General features: G+C 65.0%; 22 protein-coding genes, 1 tRNA gene and 1 riboswitch. Of the genes, 12 read left to right on the top strand and 11 right to left on the bottom strand.

Translation table 11 applies throughout. The features are described from left to right. Window positions 1–9: 9 nt before the first annotated feature. Genes ACNJYB_RS10850 through ACNJYB_RS10825 form a run of 6 tightly spaced genes read right to left on the bottom strand, consistent with a single transcriptional unit; the run spans window position 10 to window position 4,744 of the window. Window positions 10–864, bottom strand: coding sequence for a shikimate dehydrogenase (locus ACNJYB_RS10850; RefSeq protein WP_439373946.1), 855 nt, complete (start codon window positions 862–864; stop codon window positions 10–12). A gap of 7 nt (window positions 865–871) precedes the next feature. After that, complete coding sequence (aroE, locus tag ACNJYB_RS10845) at window positions 872–1,699, bottom strand: shikimate dehydrogenase (protein WP_439373945.1); 828 nt, start codon at window positions 1,697–1,699, stop codon at window positions 872–874. 3 nt (window positions 1,700–1,702) lie between these two features. Beyond that, window positions 1,703–2,929: a CaiB/BaiF CoA transferase family protein gene (locus ACNJYB_RS10840; RefSeq protein WP_439373944.1), complete on the bottom strand. Its 1,227-nt coding sequence runs from the start codon at window positions 2,927–2,929 to the stop codon at window positions 1,703–1,705. Next, window positions 2,926–3,396 (bottom strand): MaoC family dehydratase, encoded by a 471-nt coding sequence (locus ACNJYB_RS10835; protein ID WP_439373943.1) that lies wholly within the window; start codon window positions 3,394–3,396, stop codon window positions 2,926–2,928. The genes ACNJYB_RS10840 and ACNJYB_RS10835 overlap by 4 nt, the downstream gene beginning before the upstream one ends. A gap of 12 nt (window positions 3,397–3,408) precedes the next feature. Continuing rightward, window positions 3,409–3,795 (bottom strand): VOC family protein, encoded by a 387-nt coding sequence (locus tag ACNJYB_RS10830; RefSeq protein WP_439373942.1) that lies wholly within the window; start codon window positions 3,793–3,795, stop codon window positions 3,409–3,411. 4 nt (window positions 3,796–3,799) lie between these two features. After that, window positions 3,800–4,744 carry a ketopantoate reductase family protein gene (locus ACNJYB_RS10825; protein WP_439373941.1) on the bottom strand — a complete coding sequence of 315 codons (945 nt, stop codon included), beginning with the start codon at window positions 4,742–4,744 and terminating at the stop codon, window positions 3,800–3,802. Between the two features lie 102 nt (window positions 4,745–4,846). Here ACNJYB_RS10825 and ACNJYB_RS10820 point away from each other — a divergent pair, with 102 nt between their 5' ends. Next, window positions 4,847–5,827 (top strand): LysR family transcriptional regulator, encoded by a 981-nt coding sequence (locus ACNJYB_RS10820; protein ID WP_439373940.1) that lies wholly within the window; start codon window positions 4,847–4,849, stop codon window positions 5,825–5,827. 321 nt (window positions 5,828–6,148) lie between these two features. On the opposite strand, the gene ACNJYB_RS10815 is transcribed toward ACNJYB_RS10820, so the two are convergent. After that, window positions 6,149–6,223: transfer RNA gene (locus ACNJYB_RS10815), tRNA-Gln, on the bottom strand. Window positions 6,224–6,496: 273 nt separating this feature from the next. Here ACNJYB_RS10815 and ACNJYB_RS10810 point away from each other — a divergent pair. Continuing rightward, window positions 6,497–8,275, top strand: coding sequence for an acyl-CoA dehydrogenase (locus ACNJYB_RS10810; protein WP_439373939.1), 1,779 nt, complete (start codon window positions 6,497–6,499; stop codon window positions 8,273–8,275). 138 nt (window positions 8,276–8,413) lie between these two features. Here ACNJYB_RS10810 and ACNJYB_RS10805 read toward each other — a convergent pair whose 3' ends face one another. Continuing rightward, a complete protein-coding gene (locus ACNJYB_RS10805) occupies window positions 8,414–9,667 on the bottom strand; it encodes an MFS transporter (RefSeq protein ID WP_439373938.1) in 1,254 nt (417 codons plus the stop codon). A gap of 307 nt (window positions 9,668–9,974) precedes the next feature. Here ACNJYB_RS10805 and ACNJYB_RS10800 point away from each other — a divergent pair, with 307 nt between their 5' ends. From ACNJYB_RS10800 to ACNJYB_RS10765, 8 genes are all read left to right on the top strand, one after another. Further along, entirely contained in the window at window positions 9,975–10,733 is a 759-nt protein-coding gene (locus ACNJYB_RS10800) for an enoyl-CoA hydratase-related protein (RefSeq protein ID WP_439373937.1), read from the top strand. A gap of 274 nt (window positions 10,734–11,007) precedes the next feature. After that, entirely contained in the window at window positions 11,008–12,666 is a 1,659-nt protein-coding gene (locus ACNJYB_RS10795; RefSeq protein ID WP_439373936.1) for a bifunctional metallophosphatase/5'-nucleotidase, read from the top strand. A gap of 133 nt (window positions 12,667–12,799) precedes the next feature. Next, complete coding sequence (locus ACNJYB_RS10790; protein WP_439373935.1) at window positions 12,800–13,729, top strand: histone deacetylase family protein; 930 nt, start codon at window positions 12,800–12,802, stop codon at window positions 13,727–13,729. A gap of 74 nt (window positions 13,730–13,803) precedes the next feature. Further along, window positions 13,804–14,055 (top strand): exodeoxyribonuclease VII small subunit, encoded by a 252-nt coding sequence (locus tag ACNJYB_RS10785; RefSeq protein ID WP_439373934.1) that lies wholly within the window; start codon window positions 13,804–13,806, stop codon window positions 14,053–14,055. A 577-nt stretch (window positions 14,056–14,632) separates the two neighbouring features. Next, window positions 14,633–16,561: a 1-deoxy-D-xylulose-5-phosphate synthase gene (gene dxs / locus ACNJYB_RS10780; protein WP_439373933.1), complete on the top strand. Its 1,929-nt coding sequence runs from the start codon at window positions 14,633–14,635 to the stop codon at window positions 16,559–16,561. Window positions 16,562–16,754: 193 nt separating this feature from the next. Further along, a complete protein-coding gene (locus tag ACNJYB_RS10775) occupies window positions 16,755–17,309 on the top strand; it encodes a nucleoside 2-deoxyribosyltransferase (protein WP_439373932.1) in 555 nt (184 codons plus the stop codon). A 24-nt stretch (window positions 17,310–17,333) separates the two neighbouring features. After that, window positions 17,334–18,068, top strand: coding sequence for a TlyA family RNA methyltransferase (locus ACNJYB_RS10770; RefSeq protein ID WP_439373931.1), 735 nt, complete (start codon window positions 17,334–17,336; stop codon window positions 18,066–18,068). Further along, window positions 18,061–19,308 carry a class I SAM-dependent RNA methyltransferase gene (locus ACNJYB_RS10765; protein WP_439373930.1) on the top strand — a complete coding sequence of 416 codons (1,248 nt, stop codon included), beginning with the start codon at window positions 18,061–18,063 and terminating at the stop codon, window positions 19,306–19,308. Before ACNJYB_RS10770 ends, ACNJYB_RS10765 begins: the two co-directional genes overlap by 8 nt. Before the next feature lie 5 nt (window positions 19,309–19,313). On the opposite strand, the gene ACNJYB_RS10760 is transcribed toward ACNJYB_RS10765, so the two are convergent. Next, on the bottom strand, window positions 19,314–19,916 hold the full coding sequence (locus ACNJYB_RS10760; RefSeq protein ID WP_439373929.1) for a hypothetical protein: 603 nt from the start codon (window positions 19,914–19,916) through the stop codon (window positions 19,314–19,316). A gap of 220 nt (window positions 19,917–20,136) precedes the next feature. Here ACNJYB_RS10760 and ACNJYB_RS10755 point away from each other — a divergent pair, with 220 nt between their 5' ends. Beyond that, entirely contained in the window at window positions 20,137–21,195 is a 1,059-nt protein-coding gene (locus ACNJYB_RS10755; RefSeq protein WP_439373928.1) for a class I SAM-dependent methyltransferase, read from the top strand. Between the two features lie 312 nt (window positions 21,196–21,507). On the opposite strand, the gene ACNJYB_RS10750 is transcribed toward ACNJYB_RS10755, so the two are convergent. Both ACNJYB_RS10750 and ACNJYB_RS10745 read right to left on the bottom strand, forming a co-directional pair. Beyond that, entirely contained in the window at window positions 21,508–22,143 is a 636-nt protein-coding gene (locus ACNJYB_RS10750) for a hypothetical protein (protein WP_439373927.1), read from the bottom strand. Window positions 22,144–22,309: 166 nt separating this feature from the next. Continuing rightward, window positions 22,310–23,173 carry a DUF1194 domain-containing protein gene (locus ACNJYB_RS10745; RefSeq protein ID WP_439373926.1) on the bottom strand — a complete coding sequence of 288 codons (864 nt, stop codon included), beginning with the start codon at window positions 23,171–23,173 and terminating at the stop codon, window positions 22,310–22,312. A 314-nt stretch (window positions 23,174–23,487) separates the two neighbouring features. After that, a riboswitch (Fluoride riboswitch) is annotated at window positions 23,488–23,563 on the top strand. 96 nt (window positions 23,564–23,659) lie between these two features. Between ACNJYB_RS10745 and ACNJYB_RS10740 the strand changes: the two genes are divergently transcribed. Then, window positions 23,660–24,865 carry an MFS transporter gene (locus ACNJYB_RS10740; protein ID WP_439373925.1) on the top strand — a complete coding sequence of 402 codons (1,206 nt, stop codon included), beginning with the start codon at window positions 23,660–23,662 and terminating at the stop codon, window positions 24,863–24,865. Window positions 24,866–24,878: the final 13 nt, after the last annotated feature.

Raw genomic sequence — 24,878 nt, 5'->3', positions numbered from 1 at the left:
GGCCGGGTGTCACCCGCCCAAGGACGCAAAGGTGGCGAAGAAGACGGCTGGATCAGGTGAGATGCCCGTGAACAGGCGAAATGCTTCGGTCCCCTGGAAGATCGCCATGCCACCACCATCGACGGTGCGGCAGCCGAGGGCGCGCGCCGCGCGCAGCAGGGCGGTTTCCAGCGGGAAGTAGACGATCTCGGCGACCCACAGATCGGGACGCAGCAACGCCGTCGGCAGCGGCGTGCCCGGATATTTGTCCATGCCGATCGGCGTCGCGTTGACAATTCCGTCTGCGGCAGCAACGGCGGCCGCGACATCCTGGCCGACGTTCAAGCGCGCTTCTGCAAATCGGGGGGACAAGCTATCCACCAAACTCTGCGCCTTGGCCGAGTCGACGTCGATGATGGTTAGTTCCCGCACGCCGAGCTTCATGAGCCCGAAAGCGACCGCCGCGCCTGCCCCGCCGGCGCCGAATTGGACGACACGACCGAGCGATGCACCCTGCATGTTGCGGCGAAAGTTCTCGGCGAAGCCGAACCAGTCGGTGTTGTGGCCGATCATTCGGCCATTCCTCACGACCACGGTGTTCACGGCACCAAGCGCCTCCGCGTCAGGCGAAAGCTCATCCAGGAGTGGAATGATCGCCTGCTTGCAGGGATGGGTCACGTTCAGCCCGTCAAAGCCCATCCGCTTTGCCGCCGTCAGCAATTCCGGCAGCGCTTCGGCACCAAGTTTCAACTCGGTCAGGTCAATCTTCCTGTAGAGATAGCGGATGCCCGCAGCGTCAGCGGCCGCCTCATGCATGGGCGGAGTGCGTGACGCGGCGATGCCGCTCCCGATCAGGCCGACGAGAAAGCTGGACTTCTGATGCATGGCGCCGTCAGCTCAAAGGGACAGTCAGCTCGGCGATGACCTCAGCCGTGCTCGGTCGAACGCCGCGCCACCAGGAAAAAGCTTCGGCCGCCTGCTCGACCAGCATGCCGACGCCGTCGGCCAGCTTGGCTACACCTTCGGCGCGGGCCGCTCGCAGAAAGGGGGTCAATCCCTTGCCGTAGGCAAGTTCGTACGCCAGCTCCGCACCGCGGAAGACATTGCCTGGAAGCGGCGGCACTTCACCGCGCAGGCTGGCCGATGTCGCGTTGACCACGACGTCGTAGCCCTCGGCAAGATCGGCCAGCTCGGCATAGCCGCTGACGATCAGGGGACCACAACCGGCAAACTCTTCAGCCAATGCAATTGCTTTCGACAGTGTTCGGTTGACGAGAACCAGCTCGGACGGCTCCTGGCGCAGGAACGGCAGCAGCGCGCCACGCGCCGCGCCCCCGGCACCGAGGATCAGGACGCGCTGGCCGGCCATTTTTACACCGAGATTGGTGGTGATGTCACGCACAAGGCCGATCCCGTCAAAATTCTCGCCGATGATCCGATCGCCGTCGAACTTCAGGCAGTTTACGGCGCCAGCTCGGTCGGCGCTCTCTGAAAGCTCGTTTGCGTAGGCGAAGGCATCGAGCTTGAACGGGGCAGTGATGTTCAGCCCCTTGGCGCCCTCCGTCCGGAATTGATCAACCCGTTCTCTGAAGCCATTGAGGGGACCCTCAATCGCCTCATAGACGAGGTCCTGCCCCGTCATTCTGGCGAAAGTGCCGTGGATGAGAGGTGATTTGCTGAAGCCGATCGGATTGCCGATCACCGCGTAACGATCGCTCATGGCTCACTCCTGCACTGCGGCTTCGTTGTAGAGAACGCCGTCACGCACCATCGCCTCGATGGTTTCGGCCGGCACTCCCAGCGAGGCGGCAATGCGGCGATTGTCCTGGCCTAGCAGCGGCGCCGGAGTACGCACGGTGGTGTCGCAATCGGAGAACCGGAACGGCAGGTTCGGCAACGTCACCTTGCCGAGCACAGGATGCTCCTGCTCCACCAGCATGCCACGCGCGTGGATCTGCGGATCCTTCACGACCTCTTCGATCGTCTGCACGGGAGCCGACGGCACACCTGCCTCCTCGAGTGCCGCAAGACAGGCGTCCCGAGATGGTTGCGACAGCGTCCAGCTGCGCACAATCTCCATCGCTTCGGCATAATGGTCGTTGCGCCCGGCAGGCGTGGTGAAGCGTTCGTCGGATACCAACGCGCTTCCTCCGATCAACGTCGCCAAGCGCCGCCACGCATCATCGACTTGCGCGGCGATGACGAGATTGCCGTCCTTGGCCGGAAAGACGCCGTAGACGGTCGAGTCCGGCTGTCCGCTGCCGGTCTGCTTCGGCAGGTCGGTCCCGCCGGAGAGAAAGTAGCGCTGCACCGCATAGTCGTGCATCGAGACCATGCAGTCGTACAGCGCCAGATCGATGTGTTGACCGCGCCGGGACGACGCGCGGCCGACCAGCGCGGCATTGATGGCAGCCACGCCGTGAATGCCGGTATACATGTCGGCGAGTGGCATGCGCAGCAGCGGCGGCGCTTCGCCGGGATTGCCCAGTTGCGCCAGAGCGCCCGACATCGCCTCTGCGATCAGACCGAAGCCCGGACGGTCGGCATAGGGACCCGTGTGACCATAGGCGGAGACCGAGCAGTAGATCAGCCCGGGATTGCGTGCCGAGAGCGCCTTGTAGCCAAGCCCGAGGCGCTCGAGTGCGCCGGGGCGGTAGTTCTCGATGAAGACGTCGGCCGTGTCGACCAGCTTCATCATCAGGTCGAGGCCACGCGTATCGCGCAGGTCGATGCACAACCCCTGCTTGCCCATGTTCTGCTGCAGGAAGTAACCGGATTGTCCCTCCTTGAAATAGCCATGGGCGCGGCCCGCATCGCCTGCCTTCGGACGCTCCACCTTGATGACGTCCGCACCCATTGCGGCGAGGCAACGGCCCATGAAGGGGCCTGCCAGGAAATGGCTGTAGTCGATGACGCGAATGCCCTTGAGCGGCAGATCTTGCACGGTCATGCCTGCTCTCCTGCGGCGCTGGTCTTCGGGCGCATCGGGATCATCAGCCGGTGCTCGCCGAGCTGCACAACTTCGCCGCGCTGGTTGATCAACTCGGAGGGCAGCACCACGATGCCCCACCCTTCCCGCTTCGTGGCGCGCATTGAACCAACGCGGAACTTCACATGGACGGTATCGCCGAGCTTGATCGGCAGCTTGAAATCCCAAGTCCAGCCCAGCGACATTCCAGGAAGGAAGCGGTAGTCGGCACGGGTCTTCAAACCATCTGCCAGCGACAGACCAAACAGCCCGTGCGCGACGCGCGTGCCGAATGGTGTGGTCTTGGCGTATTCCTCGTCGACATGGACCGGCGTGAAATCGCCCGTCAGCTCGGCGTAGGCATTCACCATCGTTTCGGTAACCGTCACTGAGGGAGTGACGCATTCGTCCCCGACCTTGGCATCGTCCCAGTAGCGCTCATCCGTCATGTCGCGTGTTCCTTAGGCCCGTGGATTGATCGCCAGCGCCGCTTCCACGGCACCAGCACTGGCTTGCAAGATTTCGACGTTCAGGCCGCCCGGCAGCTCGAGCCAGTTCGGCCCGGCGGGGAGTGCCTTGGCTCCCCACGCCGCAGCACGGGCGAGCACACCTTCGTAATCGTCGACCATGATGCCGAGATGAGCGAGGCGCCCCTCTGGCCCGGCAAAATGTGGATCCTCGATCAGCTGCACGCTTCCGAGCACCCATACCTGACGCGGGCGGGCACCATCGGCGGGTTGCTCGTCGCGGATAGTGAGACCAAGCACCTCACGAAAGAAGTCGACGTGACGATCGACGTCCGGCACGCGGATCGCGACGTGTTCGACATAGGCGCGCGGCAGCGACATCGTCTCAGGCCTTTCCTGGATAATCGCTGCGGGCGTATTCGAGCCCCTTGATCAACGCGACGAGGGTCGAGTTGACGGGAGTCGGGACATTGAACTTCGCCCCCCAACGCACGACGGAGCCGTGAATGTAATCGACCTCGGTCAGATTGCCGGCCTGCAAGCTCTGCAACATCGAGGTCTTGAACTCGGGCGGCAGCCCAGCGGATGCCATCGTCCAGGCCCGGCGCGGATCGGCGATCGAGATCTTCACGCCGGCGGCCTGCGCGACCGCGATGCCCTCCGAGATTGCGGCCAGCGCGCAATCCTCCAGGATCGGCAGCGAATAGAGACCACCATAAGTCAGCCCGGTAATGGCGGTGATTCCGCCTCCGGCGACGTTGATGAACAACTTGTCCCACATCGTGCCCAGGATGTTGTCGCTGAGCAGCGTGAGAATGCCGGCACGATTGAACGTCTCGGAAATCCGCTGTGCGCGTTCCGTCAAGCGTCCATCAAGCTCGCCGACGATGGTTTCCTTGCCGACCACTCCGGAGCGAACATGACCGGGGCCGAGCAGCACGCCGCCAACATAGGTCTTGCCCGCCATGACCCTGTGACGACCGACTTCCTCCGCGAGGATGTCCTCGTGACCAAGACCGTTTTGAAGCGACATCACGACCGTCTGCGGCCCGATGATCGGCGCTGCCGCCCGGATCGCATCGCGCGTGTGATAGGATTTGACGAGGACGATGACGAGGTCCGCCACGACGCCGACCTGGTCCGCGGAGATACAGGCAGAGACCTTCACCACGGTCTCGGCGTCACCTTCGAGCATCCGCAGACCAGCAGCATTGATCGCGTCGATATGAGCCTGAAACGGGTCGATCAACCAAACCTCGGCACCACCGCGCGCCAGCGTGCCGCCGATGGTCGAGCCCAGGGCTCCCGCGCCGATAAAGCAGATCCTCATCCGAACGCTCCTCCCTCGCCCATCTTGGCATTGGAAGCGTGCTAGCAGGCTGCTCCGTATTTGGATATGCTATGGTCCTTATATCCATTATTGAAGATCGCAATGAAGCACCGGGACCTCTCCGAGACCAACCTGCTGGAGCCGCGCCTGCTCCGGCTGTTTGACGCATTGTTCTCCTCGGGCAGCGTCACCAAGGCAGCCGAAAAGCTCGGTCAAAGCCAGCCGACCATTTCGATCTGGCTGGCGCGCCTGCGAAAGGAGCTGGATGATCCGCTCTTCATTCGGTCTGCGGAGGGAATGCTGCCGACCCCGCGTGCCGAAGCTCTCATCGGCACGGCCAGGCAGGCGTTGGAGATGCTGCGTCGTCTTGCGGAGCTTCGTCCTGAGTTCGACCCGGCGACAGCAAAGCGCCGCTTCGTCATCTGCATGACGGATGCGAGCCATATCACGCTCCTTCCGGCCATCCTCGGCTACGTTCGCCGCGTTGCTCCGGGCATCCGCATCGAGGCAGCGCAGATCGGCGGCGATACGCCACGAATGCTGCAGTCCGGCGAGGCCGATCTGGCGCTCGGCTACATCTCGGACCTCGACGCCGGGCACTTCCAACAGGCACTCTTTCCGCAGGATTGGGTCTGCCTGGCGAACGCAAAACATGCCCGAATCCGCGGCCGCATCACCGCAAAGGATTTCAGGCATGAGGCGCACGTCCTCATTCGATCGGGTACCGGACATCAGTTGCTCGCGGACGCGCTACAGGAGCAGCGGATAGTCCTCGACGTTGCGCTCGAGCTACCCGGCTTTTTGGGGTTACCCGCAATCATCGGGACGACCGACCTGATCGCCACCCTTCCAAGGCACATCGGCGAAACGCTGGCTCACTACTACGGACTGCGCGTGCTCGACTGCCCGCTGGCGATCGCCGGCTTCACGGTGAAGCAATATTGGCATGCCCGCTTCCATCACGACCCGGCAAGCCAATGGTTGCGAGACGTATGCGGGGAGCTTTTTCAACAGCAGAAAGTGCGGGGTCTGCATCGTTCCGGTCGGCCAAGAAAACGAAGGCCACGCGATGTGCAGCCGTAATTGTCCCCGATGGAAGGGGCAACGACCGTCGCCCGAGGCCGCCGGCTGGGCGGAGTGCGGCACGGCTGCAATTCCGCAGAAGCGCATCTCGAGCGGTCGTCCGCTTCGTTCGCCGTGGCGGCCCATTCTACGATGAGGGCAAAACAGACCTGCCCGGACGGCTTCCGCGTTATAGGTTGGGATGGAAGCCTCGCAACCAGCACGGCCAGGCCGGTTAGCTCCAGCCTGGACCGCGCCCTAGAATCTCTGTTTCCAAACGCGCCCAAAAGACCTGACCAGGATGAAACTGCTTAACGAATGAAACGCAACAGCTTGAGCCGCTGGCTGGGGCGGGAGGGATCGAACCTCCGAATGGCGGAATCAAAATCCGCTGCCTTACCGCTTGGCTACGCCCCATCAGGCGACCTCGAGACGACGGAAGAACCGGCTACCGCAGATTCCCTCGGGTCGCAGTCGGTCTATAGGGTGCGGCACGCCATTTCAACCGCCTGGAGGGGCAAACTACCACAGCCTCGGGATCGGCGGCGCCACACTCTATTATGTAGCATTATATAGGGTCCAGACGGGAGACCCCCTGTCCGGAGCCGATCCGTCCGGCGTCCGGACAGTTGAGACCGCCGGCATTTCATGGGAATACCGCGGCCCAGACCAGTCTCCGGGGAGTGAACCATGACATACCGCGCGCCGATCTCTGACATGCTGCTGTCGCTCAACCATGGCGCCGGCCTGAAGGCGGCGTTGGACGCCGGCCATTACGGCGATTTCGACGCCGACATTGCGGCCGCCGTGCTCGAGGAAGCCGGCAAGTTCGCCACCGACGTGCTGGCGCCGCTCAACAAGGTCGGCGACGAGCACGGCATCAAGCTCGACGACGGCAAGGTCACGACCGCGCCGGGCTGGCCCGACGCCTACAAGCGCTGGACCGAGGGCGGCTGGAACGCGGTCTCGGGCCCTGAGGATTTCGGCGGCCAAGGCCTGCCGCTGGCGATCAACGCCGCCTGCACCGAGATCTGGAGCGCCGCCAACGTCGCCTTCGGTCTCTGTCCGCTGCTGACGGCCTCGGCGATCGAGGCGCTGGATGCCCACGGCAGCGACGAGCTGAAGAAAATCTATCTCGAAAAGCTCGTCTCCGGCGAATGGACCGGCACCATGCAGCTGACCGAGCCGCAGGCCGGCTCCGACGTCGGCGCGCTGCGCACCCGCGCCGAAAAGCAGGCCGACGGCACCTATCGCATCAAGGGAACGAAGATCTTCATCACCTATGGCGAGCACGACATGACCGACAACATCGTGCATTTCGTGCTCGCGCGCCTGCCCGACGCGCCCGCCGGCACCAAGGGAATCTCGCTCTTCCTCGTGCCGAAATTCATGGTCAATGCAGACGGATCGCTCGGAGCACGCAACGATATTTTCGCCAGCGGCGTCGAGCACAAGCTCGGCATGCATGCCTCGCCCACCTGCACCATGACGATGGGCGACCATGGCGGCGCGATCGGCTTTTTGGTGGGCGAAGAGAACCAGGGCATGCGCTGCATGTTCACGATGATGAACCAGGCGCGGCTCGGCGTTGGCCTCGAGGGCGTCGGCGTCGCCGACCGCGCCTATCAGCAGGCGCTCGCCTATGCGCAGGAGCGCAAGCAGGGCCGCGCCATCGGCAAGAAGGGCGAAGGCTCGGACGCGATCTTCGTGCATCCCGACGTCAAGCGGATGCTGATGCGGATGCGGGCGCAGACCGCTGCCGCGCGCACCATCTGCTACGCCACCGCCGTCGCGCTCGACGTCTCCATCCGCGCGACGGATCCGAAGGTGCGCGCCGACGCGGCCGCGCGCGCGGCGCTGCTGACGCCGATGGCCAAGGGCTATTCCACCGACATTGGCAACGAGGTCGCCTATCTCGGCGTGCAGGTGCACGGCGGCATGGGTTTCATCGAGGAAACGGGCGCCGCGCAGCATTATCGCGACGCGCGCATCACCGCGATCTACGAGGGCACCAACGGCATCCAGGCGATCGACCTCGTCACGCGCAAGCTCGCCGCCAATGGCGGCGCTGCCGTGTGGGCCCTGCTCGACGAGCTCTCGGCCATCGTCAAGCAGGTCGAAGCTTCCAACGATCCCGCTTTCGGCACCACCGGCACCAAGTTGCGCGAGGCGCTGGAGGCGTTGACGCGCACCAGCAAATGGCTGCTGGAGCGCGTGACGTCCGCACCGAACGAGGCGCTGGCCGGCGCGACGCCTTACTTGCAGCAGTTCGGCGCGACGCTCGGCGGCTGCATGCTGGCCTCCGAAGCTCTCGCCGCGAAGGCTGACGGCAATACGGACGCAGCGCGCTACGTCTCGCTCGCGCGTTTCTTCGCCGAGAACATCACTGTGCAGGCCGGTGCGCTCGAGCGCACCGTGACGGAGAGCGCGGAGTCGGTCGCGGCGGCGGATGCGGTGTTGCTGGGATAAGGGGCCAACTGCCAACCCGACATCCTGAGGTGCGAGCAATGCGACGCAAAGCGTCGGGTGGGGAGCCTCGAAGGATGCACGGCCGAGATGCAGCAGCCGGGCCGTCGCCCTTCGAGGCCTCCGCTTCGCTCCGGCACCTCAGGGTGACGGTGACAGAGTGTGCGAATCTTCCGGCCTCTTCCCCGGCCGCCACAGCACGATTCCCGCGGCGACGAGATCCAGCATCACGCACATCGCAAACGCGGTCGTGTAGTTGCCCTCAAAGCTGCGCACGAGGCCGACGATGCCTGGGCCGAAGGCGCTGACGATGCCGCTGATCGAGGTGCCCAATCCCATCGCGGCGGCAAAGGCAGCGGAGCCGAGCTCGCGCTGGATGATCAGCGGCGGGAACGTGATCATGTTGCCGATCGAGAAGCCGTAGACGGCGCAGCACGCCAGCAGCACGGTCGGATTAGTGCTTTGAAGAAGCACGAACAGCGCCGCCGCCTGGCTCGTCATCGAGGCCGCACAGGTGAGCCGCGGATCGAGCCGGTCGACGAACAGGCCGAGCGACAGGCGCCCGACCACCGCCATCGCGGCCATGATCGTCACCGCAAGGCCCGCGTTGGCGCGACCGATCAGCGGTTCGAGGAACGTCACCTGGTGGATGATGAACCCCATCTGCGCCAGCAGCGCGACGGCGATCGGCAGCACCATGGTCCAGAACGCCGCATTGGCGAGCAGCGCCTTGCGCGAACGGGCCGGCGTCACCGTGCCCGCACCGGACGGTCGTCTGCCCGATGCCAGTGAGGTCCCGGCCGGCCAGCCGATGAAGCCGACGACCACCGGCAGCACCAGCACCACCATGATGATCGTTGCCGCCAGCATCGCCGAGCGGAAGCCGATGCTGCCGGTGAGCGACAGCAGCAGCGGAACGAGGATGATCCCGCCGCAGGTGGCCCCGTTGAAGGCGAGGCTGAGCGCGAGGCCGCGGCGGCGGTCGAACCAGGAATTCAGCACGGTCGCAATCACCACGGTGCCCATGCCGGTCCAGCCGACCGACATCAGCGCATAGGCGAGATAAAGCTGCCAGGGCGTCTCCATCACTGCCAGCAGCACGGTCGAAGCTCCCAGCGCGGACAGCCCGCACAGGATCAGCGAGCGCAGCCCGACGCGGGCGAGGAGATCGTCGGTGAAGATGACGAGGACGGAGGTCAGGAGAAACGAGAAGGTGCTGGCCGCGGAGACCAGCGTGCCCGGCCAGCCATGGGCGCGCTGGAGCTCGGCGAGATAGACGCCCTGGCCGTAGAGGCCGAAGCCGAACATGAAGAAGGCCATCAGGAAGCAGGCCAGCACGACGCGCCAGCCGCGGTAGGACAGCGAAGATTCGTCAACGCTCGTTGCGGCAACCATCAATCGCGCAATCGGCCAGATGGAACGGCAGAAGGCACGATCGTGCCTCACAACCAATGGTCTTTCAAACAAAACATTGTAGCCATTTGTTGCAGCGCGCAATGGAGCGTGCAAGACAATACAACCGGCGCGATCTGACGCGATGGGGCGGACGGAAGAGAGTTATGGCAGCGGTGTCATCCGCCGGGCTCACGGAATAGCTTTCGAAAAGGTCGCGCGGGCGGATTGGCACGCCTGCAAGATGATGTAGGCTGATGTTTGCGAGACTCGCCAAGGTCAAGCGTCTCGGCGAGCCCAGGGGGTCCTTATGCCGAACGGCAATATCATCGTCACTGAAGAGCGTGGAACGCGCGTGATCACGCTGCGCCGCCCTGGCAAGAAGAATGCGATCACGCAGGACATGTACCGGGAGATGAGCCACGCGATCGACACCGCGCAGAACAATCCCGACATCCGCTGCATGATCATCACCGGCGGCTCCGGCGTATTCACGGCCGGTGACGATATCGACGATTTTCTCCACGCCGATACGGCGCGCCCGGAGACGCTGTCGAACGGCGCCAAGTTTCTCTATTCGCTCGCCCTCAACACCAAGCCGATCATCGCAGCCGTGGATGGTGCGTCGATCGGAATGGGCACCGTGATGCTGTTTCATTGCGACTACGTGCTCGCCTCGACGGCCGCGACGTTCTCCGCGCCCTACATCAAGCTCGGGCTCGTTCCGGTCGGCGCGGCCAGCCTCCTGATGCCGAACACGATGGGGTACCAGCGTGCCTTCGCGATGCTGGTGATGGGGCGAACCTTCACCGCCGCGGAAGCCGAAGCCGCAGGCTTCGTCAACAGCGTGGTCTCGCCGGGACATACCGAGGTCGAGGCGCGCAAGGTGGCGCGCGAGATCTGCCGGCTGCCGGCCGAGGCCGTCGCGACCTCGCGCAAACTGCTGCGCACCCCGCCGGAAGGATTGACCCGCCGCATCGACCAGGAGGCCCATCTGTTCGGCGAGCGGCTGAAATCGGACGATGCCGTGGCTGCGTTCAACGCGTTCGCGAACAGGAAGAAGCGGTGAGCTGTTCCCTCTGCCCTAGCGGGAGAGGGTGGCTCGCCGCGTAGCGGCGAGACTGGTGAGGGGTTCTACCCGCGAGCACCTCTCTCACATTGGTACTCGCGGAGAGATACCCCTCATCCGGCGCCATAGCCGAAGCTTCGCTTCGGCGTTCTCAAGAACGGCGGCCGAAGGCCGCCTATGCCACCTTCTCCCACAAGGGGAGAAGGAAGAAAGTGCGGCACGTTCACGATAATGCATCGTGAACTCCTCGCGCGGAACGACTAGTCTCGATGCCATGCAATACCGATCCATCCTTGCTGCGCTCGCCCTCGCGCTAGCCCCCCTGCCCTCCTCCGCCCAGCCCGCCGCACCCGTCGAGCTGCGCATTCTCGCGATCAACGATTTCCACGGCAATCTGCGGCCGCCGCCGGGCGGCATCCGCATCAATGACCCCGAGGACAAGGCCAGGAAGGTGATGGTCGCGGCCGGCGGCGCCGAGTACATGGCGACGCTGGTCAAGCAGCTGCGCGAGGGGCACAAGAACACGATCTTCGTTGCCGCCGGCGATCTGATCGGGGCGAGCCCGTTCCTGTCCGCGATGTTTCACGACGAGCCCTCGATCGAGTCGCTCTCGATGATGGGCCTTGCGATCACCTCGGTCGGCAATCACGAGTTCGACGAGGGCAGGACCGAGCTCTTGCGGATGCAGAACGGCGGCTGCCATCCGGTCGACGGCTGCCAGGGGCCGCATCCGTTCCTAGGTGCCAAATTCCATTATCTCGCGGCCTCCACGGTGGAGACGGCAACCGGCAAGACCGTGCTGCCGCCTTACGAGATCAGGGAGTACGAGGGCATTCCCGTTGCCTTCATCGGACTGACGCTGAAGGAGACTGCGGGCATCGTGTCGCCATCAGGCATCGCAGGACTCGAATTCCGCGACGAGGCCGAGACGGTAAATGCGCTGGTGCCGCAATTGAAGGCGGGTGGCGTCGAGGCGATCGTGGTGCTGATCCACCAGGGCGGCGAGCCCTCGGGCGACTACAATGAATGCCCTGCGATTACCGGGCCCATCGTCGACATCGTGAGAAAGTTCGATCGCGCGGTCGACGTCGTCGTCAGCGGCCACACCCACCGCGCCTATGTCTGCGATATCGACGGCCGGCTCGTCACCAGCGGCGACAAATACGGCACGCTGGTCACGGCGATCGACCTCGAGCTCGATCCTGTGACCCGCGACATCGTCGGCGCGAAGGCCGAGAACGTCATCGTGGCCAATGCCCCGCTCGCGAAGGACCCCGAACAGACCGCGCTGATCGAGGCCTATGACAAGCTGTCCGCGCCGATCGCCAACCGGCCGGCCGGATCGGTGACGCAGACGTTGTCGCGCGTTCCGAACGAGGCCGGCGAAAGCGCGCTCGGCGATGTCATCGCGGATGCGCAGCTCGCCGCGACCAGGGACGGCAAGGATGGCGGCGCCGTCATCGCGCTCACCAATCCCGGCGGCATCCGCACCGATATCGTCCCGAAGGAGAACGGCGCGATAACGTTCGGCGATGTCTTCGCCAGCCAGCCGTTTCGCAACCGCCTCGTCACCATGACGCTGACCGGCAGCCAGCTCAAGGACATGCTGGAACAACAATGGCTCGATCCGAAGCGGCCGCGGATCCTGCAGGTGTCGAACGGGTTCCGCTACACCTGGGACAGCGCGAAGCCGTTCGGCGAGCGCGTGATCGCAGAGAAGATGACGCTCAACGGCAGGCCGATCGAGCAGGCCAGCGGCTACCGCGTCACCCTCAATGATTATCTCGCCGTCGGCGGCGACGGCTTCACGGTCGCCAAGCAGGGCTCGGCGCCACAATATGGCGGCTACGACGCCGACGCACTGTTCGCCTTTTTCCGGGCGCACGGGCCGATCGGCCCGCTGCCTCCGACTCGCATCCTGCGCGTGAATTGATCCGGATCAAACCGGCCGGAACGGGACAACCGTTTGCCATTTGTAACCAAGCGCATAGATTGGTTTGGCATTGCGTTTTGGCGCGAGATGCGCCAAGCGACGGCAAGAGCCCGCATCCCATGAGGCCGACCTGATGAGCACGCTTCTTCTTTCCCACAAGGCCTGCCTCGACCACGTCACGCCGCCTGGACACCCCGAACGACCGGACCGCCTGCGCGCGGTGGAGGAAGCGCTGTCGCACGAGCGTTTCCAGTTTCTCGTGCGCGATCAGGCGCCGGAGGGCGATCTCGACCTCGTCTCGCTCTGCCACAACGAGCACTACGTCACAGAGCTGCGCCACATCGCGCCGACCAGCGGCCAGGTCTATATCGATGGCGACACCTCGATGTCGCCGGGCACATGGGAAGCGGTGATGCGTGGCGTCGGCGGTGCGGTGGCGGCGACCGAAGCGGTGATGGCGGGCGAGCACCGCAACGCCTTCGTCGCGGTGCGCCCGCCGGGCCATCACGCCGAGATCGGCAAGCCGATGGGCTTCTGCTTCTTCGACAACGTCGCGATCGCCGCGCGCCATGCGCAGCGCAAATACGGCATCAAGCGCGCGGCCATCGTCGATTTCGACGTGCATCACGGTAACGGCACGCAGGACATCTTCTGGTCCGACCCGACCGTGATGTACTGCTCGACGCACCAGATGCCGCTGTTTCCGGGCACCGGCGCGAAGAGCGAGCGCGGCGACCACGACACCATCGTCAACGCGCCGCTGGCCTCGGAAGACGGCGGCCCCGAGTTCCGCTCCGCGTTCGAGAATTTGATTTTGCCGCAGCTCGAAAAATTCAGCCCCGAGCTGCTCATCATCTCGGCCGGCTTCGATGCGCATTACCGCGATCCGCTGGCGTCGCTGAACCTGCGCGCGGAGGATTATGCCTGGGTGACGCGCAAGCTGATGGACCTCGCCGACAAGTCTGCCGGGGGGCGCATTGTTTCGGTGCTCGAGGGCGGCTATGACCTGCAAGGATTGAAAGAATCTGTTACGGCGCATGTCGGCGCCCTGATGGGCGCCTGAAAGCACTCGCCACATTAAGCCCGCAAAACCCGCCTTCACTCCGGGGAAAGCGAATCGGGCGATCGGAAGCGGATATGGCCGAAAGTACCCAAGTCGACGTCTCCAGGCTCACCTTCGAGCGCGCGATCGAGGAACTCGAAACGATCGTGAAGCGGCTCGAGGACGGCAAGGTGCCGCTCGAGGAATCCGTGACGATCTACGAGCGCGGCGAGGCCTTGAAGCGCCGCTGCGAGGAACTGTTGCGCCAGGCCGAGGCCCGTGTCGACAAGATCACCACCGATGCCAGTGGCCAGCCCACCGGCACCGCGCCGCTCGACGTCCAGTAACGTCGAGGGCCCCCCGCTCCAGATCTGAAGCCTGCATTTTTCATGATCGCACGCTGTTGGATTCCCGGGCGCGGCGGACCGACCGGGACAAGGATCCGGGAACCCTCTCCGGAGGGCCTCCGCCCCTGGAATCCGCCGCAAAAGCCCTTGCTTGCGGCCGAAATCCAGCCGCGGAACCGGACGAGAATGGAACCCCTCACCCGGTGCTGCGATTAACCACTTCTGGCCCGGGGGTTGCACGTGCATGCCCGTAATCGGCCCAGCGGGTTGGCTTTGGCCCAAGCTTTGGTGTAAAGCTGCGCGGAGTGTGGCTTTTTGTAAGCCTTGCGTAGGCACTGATTACCAACGACAAGCGCTTCAAATTGCTAATGAAATTGGCTGGGACGGACGAAGCCGATCTAAGTGACAGGGGTCACAGAGACTGAACCGGAGCGTACCAAAGCTCACCTAAGCTTGACGACGGGGCCTTGCCCCATGCAGGTGGCTCCGACGGTTTGAGGACTCGCGCTGCGCCGATATTGTGCAAACCCATCGCGCACCGGAACGATCTTCCGGCGCTGACAAATTGGAAATCGCCGTGAACGCATACAGTAAGACGCCGCTTCTCGACACCATCCGGACGCCGGAAGACCTGCGCAAGCTCAAGATCGAGCAGGTTCGCCAGGTCGCCGACGAGCTGCGGCAGGAGACGATCGACGCCGTCTCGGTGACCGGCGGTCACTTCGGCGCGGGCCTCGGCGTGGTCGAGCTCACGACCGCGATCCATTACGTCTTCGATACGCCGCGGGACCGCCTGATCTGGGACGTCGGCCACCAGGCCTATCCCCACAAGATCCTCACCGGCCGGCGCGACCGCATCCGCACCCTGCGCACCGGCGGCGGCCTGTCCGGCTTCACCAAGCGCAGCGAGAGCGACTACGATCCGTTCGGCGCGGCACATTCCTCGACCTCGATCTCTGCCGGCCTCGGCATGGCCGTGGCGCGCGACCTCTCCGGCGGCAAGAACAACGTTATCGCCGTGATCGGTGACGGTGCGATGTCGGCGGGCATGGCCTATGAGGCCATGAACAATGCGGGTGCGATGAACTCGCGCCTGATCGTCATCCTCAACGACAACGACATGTCGATCGCCCCGCCGGTCGGCGCCATGAGCGCCTATCTGTCGCGGCTCTACTCAGGCAAGACCTATCGCACGCTGCGCGAGGCGGCCAAGCAGATCAACAAGCGCCTGCCCAAGATCATCGCCAACCGCGCCAACCGGGTCGAGGAATATTCGCGCGGCTTCATGATGGACGGCGGCACGCTGTTCGAGGAGCTCGGCTTCTACTACGTCGGCCCGATCGACGGCCATAACCTCGACCACCTCCTGCCCGTGCTGAAGAACGTGCGCGACATGGAGGAAGGCCCGATCCTGGTTCACGTCGTGACGCAGAAGGGCAAGGGTTACGGCCCGGCGGAAGCTTCCGCGGACAAGTACCATGCCGTCGTCAAGTTCGACGTCGCGACCGGCACGCAGGCCAAGGCCAAGCCGAATGCTCCGGCCTACCAGAACGTGTTCGGCCAGAGCCTCGTCAAGGAAGCGCAGAAGGACGACAAGATCGTCGCCATCACGGCGGCGATGCCGTCCGGCACCGGCGTCGATATCTTCAACAAGGCGTTCCCGGACCGCACCTTCGACGTCGGTATCGCCGAGCAGCACGCGGTGACCTTCGCCGCCGGTCTTGCCAGCGAAGGTTACAAGCCGTTCTGCGCGATCTACTCGACCTTCCTGCAGCGCGGCTACGACCAGATCGTGCATGACGTCGCGATCCAGAATCTGCCCGTCCGCTTCGCCATCGACCGCGCCGGCCTGGTCGGCGCCGACGGCGCGACGCATGCCGGCTCGTTCGACAACGCCTATCTCGGCTGTCTGCCCAACATGGTGATCATGGCGGCGGCGGACGAGGCCGAATTGGTGCACATGGTGGCGACCCAGGTCGCGATCAACGACCGTCCGAGCTCGCTGCGCTACCCACGCGGCGAAGGCCGCGGCATCGAGATGCCCGAAGTCGGCATTCCGCTCGAGATCGGCAAGGGCCGCATGATCCGCCAGGGCAGCAAGATCGCCCTGCTCTCGTTCGGCACCCGCCTCGCCGAATGCGAGAAGGCCGCCGACGAGCTCGCCGCCCACGGCCTGTCGACCACGATCGCGGATGCGCGCTTCATGAAGCCGCTCGACACCGAGCTGGTGCTCAAGCTCGCCCGCGACCACGAAATCCTGATCACGATCGAGGAAGGCTCGATCGGCGGCTTCGGCTCGCATGTCGCGCAGTTCCTGACCGATCAGGGCGTGCTCGACACCGGCATGGTCAAGTTCCGCTCGATGGTGCTGCCCGACGTGTTCCAGGACCACGACACGCCCGCCGCGATGTACGCCCGCGCCGGCCTCGACGCCAAGGGTATCGTCGCCAAGGTGTTCGAAGCGCTCGGCAAGGACGTGAAGGCCGAGACGGTCAAGCTGGCTTGATACGTCCTAGGGGCACTGGACCCACCTCTCCCATAGGGAGAGGTCGGATCGCGCAAGCGATCCGGGTGAGGGGTTCAGGTCCCACGTGAGAGCGTAACCCCTCACCCGCGCCTTCGGCGCGACCTCTCCCTCCTGGAGAGGTTTTGCACCGCCGACGCCGCGGCAACTCGATGCCTCCTTGGTCGGTGGTCCCATGAAAATCTATCTGGCAGGTCCTGACGTGTTCCTGCCGGATGCGGTCGAGATCGGCCGGCGCAAGGTCGATATCTGCGCGGCGCACGGGCACACCGGCCTCTATCCCCTCGACAACGCGATCGACCTCACCGCGCCCGACGTCTCGCGGCAGATCTTTTGCGGCAACGAGGCGATGATGGATGCGGCCGATGCCATCATCGCCAACCTCACCCCGTTCCGCGGCGCCGGCGCCGATCCCGGCACCGTCTACGAGCTCGGCTACATGGCCGGCCGCCGCAAATTCTGCCTAGCCTATTCCAACGACGGCGCCGTCTATGCCGACCGCGTCGGCCGGTTCATGGAGGTCACGTCCGAAGACGGGCGGCTGCTCGATGCCCAGGGGTTGACGGTCGAGGATTTCGGCCTCGTCGACAACCTCATGATGATCCACGCGCTGGAGCTGCACGGCTGCCCGCTGGTGACGCCGGCCACGATGCCCATCGACGTCTGGCACGATCTTGCCGCGTTCGAGACTTGCGTCCGGATCGCGGCCGCGCGATTGATCGCTAAATAAGCGCAAATTCTCGTTGGAGAGCCAATGTCACCTGCCCGCAAGCGCGCGGATGTATTGCTGGTCGAGCGCGGCCTGTTCGAGAGCCGGGCACGGGCGCGCGCGGCGATCGAGGCCGGCCTCGTCACCGCCGATGAGAAGAAGGTTTCAAGACCGTCGGAGACCATCGCCGAGGACGCAGTGATCCAGGCTGATCCCGCGCACCCCTACGTCTCGCGCGGCGGCGTCAAGCTCGCGGGCGCGCTGGAGCGTTATCCGATCGAGATCGAGGATCATGTCTGCCTCGACGTCGGTGCCTCCACCGGCGGCTTCACCGAAGTGCTGCTGGCGAACGGCGCAAGCCTGGTGTTCGCGATCGATGTCGGAACCGGCCAGCTGCATCCCTCGCTGCGCGGTCATCCCAAGATCGTGTCGATGGAGGAGACGGATATCCGCGCCTATGACGGCAGGCGCCTGCCGGCGCGGCCGGACGTCGTGGTGATCGACGTCAGCTTCATCTCGCTCAAGAGCGTGCTGCCGGTGGCGCTGTCGCTCGCGGCCGCGCCCATGAGCCTGCTGGCGCTGATCAAGCCGCAATTCGAGGCTGACAGGAAGCACAACAAGAAGGGCATCATCCGCGACGCCGCCGTGCACAAGGAGATCTGCGACGACATCGCGGCGTTTGCGGCCTCGCTCGGCTGCACCGACGTCGAGGTGTTCCCCTCCTCGATCGCGGGCGGCGACGGCAACATCGAATTCTTCCTGGGCGCGCGCCGTGGTTGAGCGCTTGACCATCGATCATGTCGGCCATCGCGGCGACGGCGTCTCGCTCACCACGCGCGATGCGGTCTATGTGCCCTATACGCTTGCCGGCGAGACCGTCGAGGTCGACCACGTCGCGGGGTACCATCCCGACCGCCGCAAGCTGCTGGCGGTGGACGTCGCCAGCCCCGAGCGCATCGAACCGTTCTGTCCGCATTTCGGCGTCTGCGGCGGCTGCGCCATCCAGCACTGGGCCGCGGAGCCGTATCATGCCTGGAAGCGCCGCATCGTGGTGGAGACGCTGGCGCAGGCCGGCCTCGACTGCGAGGTGGCACCGCTGGTCGATGCCCATGGCGCGGGGCGCAGGCGCATCACGCTGCATGGCCGCTTCGGCACGCATGACGTCCTCAAGGTCGGCTTCTCGGCGACGAGCTCGCATGACGTCATCCCGATCCATCGCTGCCCGATCCTCGATCCCGCACTCGAAGGCGCGCTCGATGCGGCCTGGGCGATCGCAGAGCCACTGACGTCGAAAATGCCCGTGACGAAGCCGCTCGACATCCAGGTCACGGCCACCATCAACGGCCTCGACGTCGACGTGCGCGGCTCCGGCCCACTGCCGACGCCGCTGGTCACCGCGCTGTCGCGCATCGCCGGACAGCATCGCCTCGCACGGCTGACGCGCCATGGCGAGTTGGTGCTGCAACGCCTCGCGCCGACGGTGCGAATGGGCCGCGCCGAGGTGACGCTGCCGCCCGGCTCGTTCCTGCAGGCCACCGTCGCCGGCGAAGAGACGCTGGCCGCGCTCGTCGCAGAGCGCGTCGGCAAGGCCAAGGAGGTCCTCGATCTCTTCTGCGGCGTCGGACCGTTTGCGTTGCGGCTCGCCGAGAAGGCGCGTGTCACCGCCTGTGACAGCGACCCCGGCGCGATCGCAGCGCTCGCAAAGGCAGCGCGCACGCCGGGGCTCAAGCCAATCAAGGCCGAGCCGCGCGACCTGTTCCGCCGCCCGCTGGTGCCGCCGGAGCTGCGCGACTTCGATGCCGTGGTGTTCGATCCCCCGCGCCAGGGCGCACAGGCGCAGGCGCTGAAGCTTGCCGCGAGCAAAGTGCCGGCGGTGGTCGCCGTCTCCTGCAACGTCGCCACCTTCGCCCGCGACGCACGAATCCTGATCGACGGCGGCTACAGGATCGAGAGCGTGGTGCCGGTCGACCAGTTCCGGCACACGCCGCATGTGGAGCTGGTGGCGAAGTTCACACGCTGATTTTGCTAGCGGCGCAGCCCGCTCAGCGCCGGCGACTCGCCGGGCAGCATGTTCGACCTGATATCGCTGTCCATGCGGCCCGAGTCCTGCTGGATGAACCCGGCCCCGAACGACAGGCTGAGGTTGGAGGTCGGCTTGAACTCGACACCCGCGAATGCGCTGTATCCCGGTGCGGCGCCGGATGTCAGCGGCGCAATCGAGCTGCCGATGCCGTTGCCGAATGTCAGCGTGTCGAACCCGGCAAAGAACGTGACGGGCATGCCGCCCGCGGTCTTGGTGTCGTAGCCGAACTGCGTGCTGTCATAGGAGAGCGCGCTGAAATTGCCGGCGAGGCCAGTCTGGCTGAGGCCGCTCCAATTCAGGTTGCCACGCTGGCTGCCGACGAAGAAGCCGTTGGCAAAGCTGGTACGTCCACCTGCGTCACCGGCATTGAAGCCCGGAAAATTGGCGTAAGCCTCGGAGCTCTGGCCATCGCTGCCGCCATAGCCGAAGGCCCCACCCGGGATCCAATATCTGAGGGGTGCGACTTGCGCATGAGCGGGCGCTCCGCAATAGCAGAGCATGGCGAAGAGAGTGGCGAGACCACAGGAACGAGCAGGGCTAGGCATTCAGGCGACCGTCAAAAAGCGCGCGGATTATACGCCCGGGCGCGTGCAAATACCAGCGACGCGGTGCCACTGATGCGCCCTCCAGTTCCCGATCACCTCTTCCTGACGCGTTGAACCTCCTCCACGTCGGATTGACCCATTTAAGGGACGCGCGCAAGCTCCCGCCCGCGCTTTGAATGCGCAGACCTGTAAAAATGCCCGTCATTGCATGGAGGCTATCATGGAGGTCAATTCCGACAGGTTGAATGCCTTTATGGGCAAGATGATCACCGAGGTGGGGGCGGCAATGAACGCCTCGCTGGTCCTGCTCGGCGACAAGCTCGGCCTTTACCGCGCCCTCGCCGCCAAGGGGCCGATGAACTCCGCCGAGCTCGCCAGCGCCACCGGGACGACCGAGCGTTATGTCCGCGAATGGCTCTCGAGCCAGGCGGCATCCGGCTACGTCGAATACGACACTGCTTCAGGAAAATTCTCGATGCTGCCGGAGCAGGCGATGGCGCTTGCGGATCAGGACAGCCCGGTATTCCTCGGCGCGGTCGGCAATGTCATTGCCGCGGCGTTTCTCGACGAGCCGAAGGTCACCGACGCGTTCAAGACCGGCAAGGGTGTCGGCTGGAACCGGCGCAGCGAGTGCCTGTTCTGCGGCACCGCCCGCTTCTTCCGCACCGGCTATATGCATCATCTCGTGCAGGAGTGGCTGCCGGCGCTCGACGGCGTCGTGGACAAGCTGACGCGCGGCGCCAAGGTCGCCGATGTCGGCTGCGGCCACGGCGTCTCGACGCGGCTGATGGCGGAAGCCTTCCCGAACTCGCGCTTCTACGGCTTCGACTATCACGAGGGCTCGATCGAGGCGGCACGGAAAGCGGCCAACGAGGCAAAGCTGGGCGACCGGGTCTCCTTCGCCGTTCACTCCGCCAAGTCCTATCCGGCCGAAGGCTACGATCTCGTCTGCTTCTTCGATTGCCTGCACGACATGGGCGATCCCGTCGGCGCCATCAGCCACGTGCGCGAGACCATGGCCAAGGACGGCACCTGCATGCTGGTCGAGCCGTTTGCAGGCGATCGCCTCGAAGACAATCTCAATCCGGTCGGGCGCGTCTACTATGCGGCCTCGACCATGATCTGCACGCCGGCCTCGCTCGACCAGGAGGTGGGCCTCGCGCTGGGCGCGCAGGCCGGCGAAGCGCGGCTGCGCAAGGTCGCGCGCGAAGGCGGCCTGTCGCGCTTCCGCCGCGCCGCGGAGACGCCGTTCAATCTGATCCTCGAAGCGCGGATCTGACGTTTCTCACACGGCCCGTGGAGGCGGCATACGGCCATGCCGATGCCGCAGCCTCGCTGCACACCGACCCTCGCGCTGCAACGTAAGCTGGCGGCCGAAGCGCCGAACGGCGGCGTGCCCCCGTTGCCGCCGCTTGCGGCGAAACCGTCGACTTGGCGCGATTCCATCATCGCTCCCCGAGGTGGCCGCCTTAGGATGACGGAGTCCGGCGTCATTGCGAGCGCAGCGAAGCAATCCAGACTGCCACCGGGGAAAGATTCTGGATTGCTTCGCTGCGCTCGCAATGACGGTGTTCTCGCCAGGGCGGCGCGTTCAGGCGGTCTTGTCGACAGAGGACGACGAATCCGCCGGCGGATATTTCGTCACGGGCACCATGAAGGACTTGCTGCCAACCCGATAGATGATCTTGCCGTTCTTGCCGTCGTCGGTCGCGATCTGCGCCTGGCCGAACATGATGGCGTTCTTGTACACGTAGCCGGTACCCTGACGGGTGACGCCGTCGGTGGTGACGATGACCTGCGCTTCCTTGCCGTTGACCGAGAGCACCTTGAAGCTCGCGCTCTTGCCGTTGTCGCTGGAATAGCCGCCCCAGCTGCCCATCAGGCGGCTGTCGGACGCCGGCGGGTCCTGCTTCTGGAGATTCGCGGTCTGCCTGCCGGCACCACTCACCGAGAACAGCAGCACCATGTTCTTGCCGTCCTTGGTGCCGACCGTGACCCCGCCGTAGGTGATGAGAGACCCGTTGACCTCGCCAAAGCCGCGCTCGGTGTGGCCGTTATGGGTGTACTCGACCTGCGCCCGGGCACCGCGGATGTTCACGACCTTGAAGCTGACATCCTGGTTGTTGCCGACCCAATTGCCCTTCCACTCACCGAGCAGCCTGCTCTGGTGAAAGACTCGCTCGTTGGCGGGCGAAATCTGGCTGGTGCTCGACGTGACGATAGCCATCGGGTTGCTCGGATACGGGTCTGACACCCCGCTTTCGTTTGCGCGCCGACCGGCCAGGATGACGGCCGGACCTGCAGAAACAATTCGATTAGGCCCGCGCCCAGTTAACGAGCGGTTAAATTCAACCGTCGGCTGAGGCGGACAAAGAGTCTGATCCAGGGCGGCTTTAGCGGCCCCAGCGGTCCGACCAGATCTTCTCGCCGATCAGGCAGTTGACGCGCGGCTCCTTGTCGGCAACGCGCACCACGGGGCGCTCCGGCGTGCGGCCGGCAACCTCCATCAGCAGCTTGGTTCGGATCGCCTCCTTGAACTTCTCGCGGTCCTTGATCGCGATCACGAAGGAGCCGGGACCGCCGACGACGCAGTCCTCGTAGTAATAGTCGAGATTGTCGATATCCATGGTCGAATAGGAGGGCTCCTTGACCATGATCGGCAGGCCGTTGATGACGATGCCCTTCTCGAGCGCGGCATCGCGCGCCACCGTCACCGGGCTGCCATTGTTGTTGGGACCGTCGCCCGAGATGTCGATGACGCGGCGCAGGCCCCGATAGGGATCCTCCTCGAACAGCGGCATCGCAAAGGTGATCGCGCCGGAGATCGAGGTGCGCGAGGCGCGCCGGATCGGCGTCTTCATGATTTCGGCGGCGACCGCATCCGCGGTCTCCGGTCCGTCGATCAGCCGCCAGGGAATGATGATCTTCTGGTCGGTGGAGGCGGCCCACTCGAAATAGGTCACCGCGATCCGTCCATTCGGACCCAGCTTCAGCGCCTGCAAGAACTCCTTCGATTGGATCGCCTGCGCATAGCCTTCGCGCTGGATCGCAAGCTCGTCCATGTCCATGGAGTAGGACACGTCGACGGCGAGGATGAGCTCGACATCGACCGTCTGCGCATCCTTGTCGGCCGCCAGCCGCTGCGGCTGATTCCCGGGCGGTTCAAACTTTGGCCCTGGTGCAGCCAAGCCCGCGACGTCCCCCCCGGCGAGCACGCCGGCCACCAGCACAGCCCCGATCGAGAACAGCAAGCGCATCGCAGCAGTCTCCGTCGTATGGCGCGATGGTGACATGCAATCGCCTTGCCGCAAAGTGCGAAGATCGCCTGCGCTTCACATTCAAGTGCATCGCCGCCGCGCGTTGCCGCCGTCTGGCCATGCCGCTGACACGGGAACACGCGATCGCTCGCGCAGCCATTCCGGGGCGCGCGAAGCACGAACTCCGGCGCGCCCGGCGCGCCTGACAATCTCGAGCTTCCGGGTTCGATGCTGTGCACCGCCCCGGAATGACGGCGTTAGTGGAGACACGCACCCCGCCCACTTGTCCGGCGCGATTTCCATGCTAGGCTGGCCGCACAGATGGGGATGGAGTCCCCCGACAACCGCCCGGCGGCTTGACCGTAGTGGGCTGACGACTCCTGCTTGAGGTGGGGCAATCATTGAGCCTCCGCCTTTGGCGGGAGCATGGACAAACCCGCCGATGGCGGGTTTTTTGTTGCCTGAAAAGCGGAAGAAGGAGAAGGCGTGGCGACGACGACACCGAGTGCTGCACGCAGCGGACTGCCCCGGGGAATCTGGGTGCTCGGCTTCGTCTCGATGCTGATGGACATCTCCTCCGAGATGATCCATGCGCTGCTGCCGGTCTATCTCGTCACCGTGCTTGGCGCATCCACGCTCGCGGTCGGCTTCATCGAGGGCATTGCGGAGGCCACCGCCTCGATCACCAAGATCTTCTCCGGTGCGCTGTCGGACTGGCTCGGCCGCCGCAAGCTGCTTGCTGCCCTGGGCTACGGACTAGCCGCGCTGACAAAACCGCTGTTCCCGCTCGCGCCGAGCGTCGGATGGCTGGTGGCGGCGCGCTTCATCGACCGAGTCGGCAAGGGCATCCGCGGCGCACCGCGCGATGCACTGATCGCCGATATCGCACCTCGCGGCCTGCGCGGCGCGAGCTTCGGCCTGCGGCAATCGCTCGACACCATCGGCGCCTTCGTCGGCCCGCTGCTCGCGATCGGCCTGATGTGGTGGACGGCGGACAATTTTGCCCTCGTGTTCTGGTTCGCCGTGCTGCCGGCCTTCTTCTCGTTCGGCCTGATCGCCTTTGCCGTAAGTGAGCCGGAGCCTGACGCCAGCCGGGAGCGTACCGGCAATCCGCTCAAGTTCACGGCAATGCGGCAACTCGGATCGGTGTACTGGCGCGTGGTCGCGGTCGGCGTCGTGTTCACGCTCGCACGCTTCAGCGAGGCCTTCCTGATCCTGCGCGCGCAGAACATCGGGCTCAATGCGATGTGGGTCCCGGCCGTGCTGGTGCTGATGAACATCGCCTACGCACTCTCGGCCTATCCGGCCGGCGTGCTGTCGGACCGCATCAACCGCACCGGCCTGCTCGCGCTCGGCCTCGTCTTCCTCGCCGGCGCCGACCTTGCGCTCGCGCTGCTGCCGAACCTTGGCGGCCTGGCGCTCGGCGTCGTGCTGTGGGGACTGCATATGGGATTGACGCAGGGCCTGCTCTCGGCGCTCGTCGCCGATGCTGCGCCGCCGAGCCTGCGCGGCACGGCTTTCGGCTATTTCAACCTGTTCACGGGCCTTGCCCTGCTGGCGGCGAGCGTGATCGCCGGGGCGCTGTGGGATGCCTATGGCCCGGCCGGCACGTTCCTGGCCGGGCTCGGGTTCGCACTGGTGTCGCTCGCGGGCTTGCTCGCCATCGGCAACGGGCTCGCAACGGAGGGCTAATGATGACGGAAGG

The sequence above is a fragment of the Bradyrhizobium sp. SMVTL-02 genome (assembly GCF_051853005.1).
Taxonomy (GTDB): Bacteria; Pseudomonadota; Alphaproteobacteria; order Rhizobiales; family Xanthobacteraceae; genus Bradyrhizobium.
Note: the sequence above shows the minus strand (reverse complement) of the source record. Positions and strands in the feature narration are given on the sequence as shown.

What these genes read in the sequence shown, in the direction of transcription:
- ACNJYB_RS10805 (WP_439373938.1), bottom strand. Translation starts at nt 9,667, where the DNA reads ATGGTTGCCGCAACGAGCGTTGACGAATCTTCGCTGTCCTACCGCGGC.
- ACNJYB_RS10790 (WP_439373935.1), top strand. Translation starts at nt 12,800, where the DNA reads ATGAGCACGCTTCTTCTTTCCCACAAGGCCTGCCTCGACCACGTCACG.
- ACNJYB_RS10760 (WP_439373929.1), bottom strand. Translation starts at nt 19,916, where the DNA reads ATGCCTAGCCCTGCTCGTTCCTGTGGTCTCGCCACTCTCTTCGCCATG.
- ACNJYB_RS10770 (WP_439373931.1), top strand. Translation starts at nt 17,334, where the DNA reads ATGTCACCTGCCCGCAAGCGCGCGGATGTATTGCTGGTCGAGCGCGGC.
- ACNJYB_RS10835 (WP_439373943.1), bottom strand. Translation starts at nt 3,396, where the DNA reads ATGACGGATGAGCGCTACTGGGACGATGCCAAGGTCGGGGACGAATGC.
- ACNJYB_RS10795 (WP_439373936.1), top strand. Translation starts at nt 11,008, where the DNA reads ATGCAATACCGATCCATCCTTGCTGCGCTCGCCCTCGCGCTAGCCCCC.
- ACNJYB_RS10755 (WP_439373928.1), top strand. Translation starts at nt 20,137, where the DNA reads ATGGAGGTCAATTCCGACAGGTTGAATGCCTTTATGGGCAAGATGATC.
- ACNJYB_RS10800 (WP_439373937.1), top strand. Translation starts at nt 9,975, where the DNA reads ATGCCGAACGGCAATATCATCGTCACTGAAGAGCGTGGAACGCGCGTG.
- ACNJYB_RS10850 (WP_439373946.1), bottom strand. Translation starts at nt 864, where the DNA reads ATGCATCAGAAGTCCAGCTTTCTCGTCGGCCTGATCGGGAGCGGCATC.
- ACNJYB_RS10830 (WP_439373942.1), bottom strand. Translation starts at nt 3,795, where the DNA reads ATGTCGCTGCCGCGCGCCTATGTCGAACACGTCGCGATCCGCGTGCCG.
- ACNJYB_RS10750 (WP_439373927.1), bottom strand. Translation starts at nt 22,143, where the DNA reads ATGGCTATCGTCACGTCGAGCACCAGCCAGATTTCGCCCGCCAACGAG.
- ACNJYB_RS10785 (WP_439373934.1), top strand. Translation starts at nt 13,804, where the DNA reads ATGGCCGAAAGTACCCAAGTCGACGTCTCCAGGCTCACCTTCGAGCGC.
- aroE (WP_439373945.1), bottom strand. Translation starts at nt 1,699, where the DNA reads ATGAGCGATCGTTACGCGGTGATCGGCAATCCGATCGGCTTCAGCAAA.
- ACNJYB_RS10840 (WP_439373944.1), bottom strand. Translation starts at nt 2,929, where the DNA reads ATGACCGTGCAAGATCTGCCGCTCAAGGGCATTCGCGTCATCGACTAC.
- ACNJYB_RS10820 (WP_439373940.1), top strand. Translation starts at nt 4,847, where the DNA reads ATGAAGCACCGGGACCTCTCCGAGACCAACCTGCTGGAGCCGCGCCTG.
- ACNJYB_RS10810 (WP_439373939.1), top strand. Translation starts at nt 6,497, where the DNA reads ATGACATACCGCGCGCCGATCTCTGACATGCTGCTGTCGCTCAACCAT.
- ACNJYB_RS10745 (WP_439373926.1), bottom strand. Translation starts at nt 23,173, where the DNA reads ATGCGCTTGCTGTTCTCGATCGGGGCTGTGCTGGTGGCCGGCGTGCTC.
- ACNJYB_RS10825 (WP_439373941.1), bottom strand. Translation starts at nt 4,744, where the DNA reads ATGAGGATCTGCTTTATCGGCGCGGGAGCCCTGGGCTCGACCATCGGC.
- ACNJYB_RS10775 (WP_439373932.1), top strand. Translation starts at nt 16,755, where the DNA reads ATGAAAATCTATCTGGCAGGTCCTGACGTGTTCCTGCCGGATGCGGTC.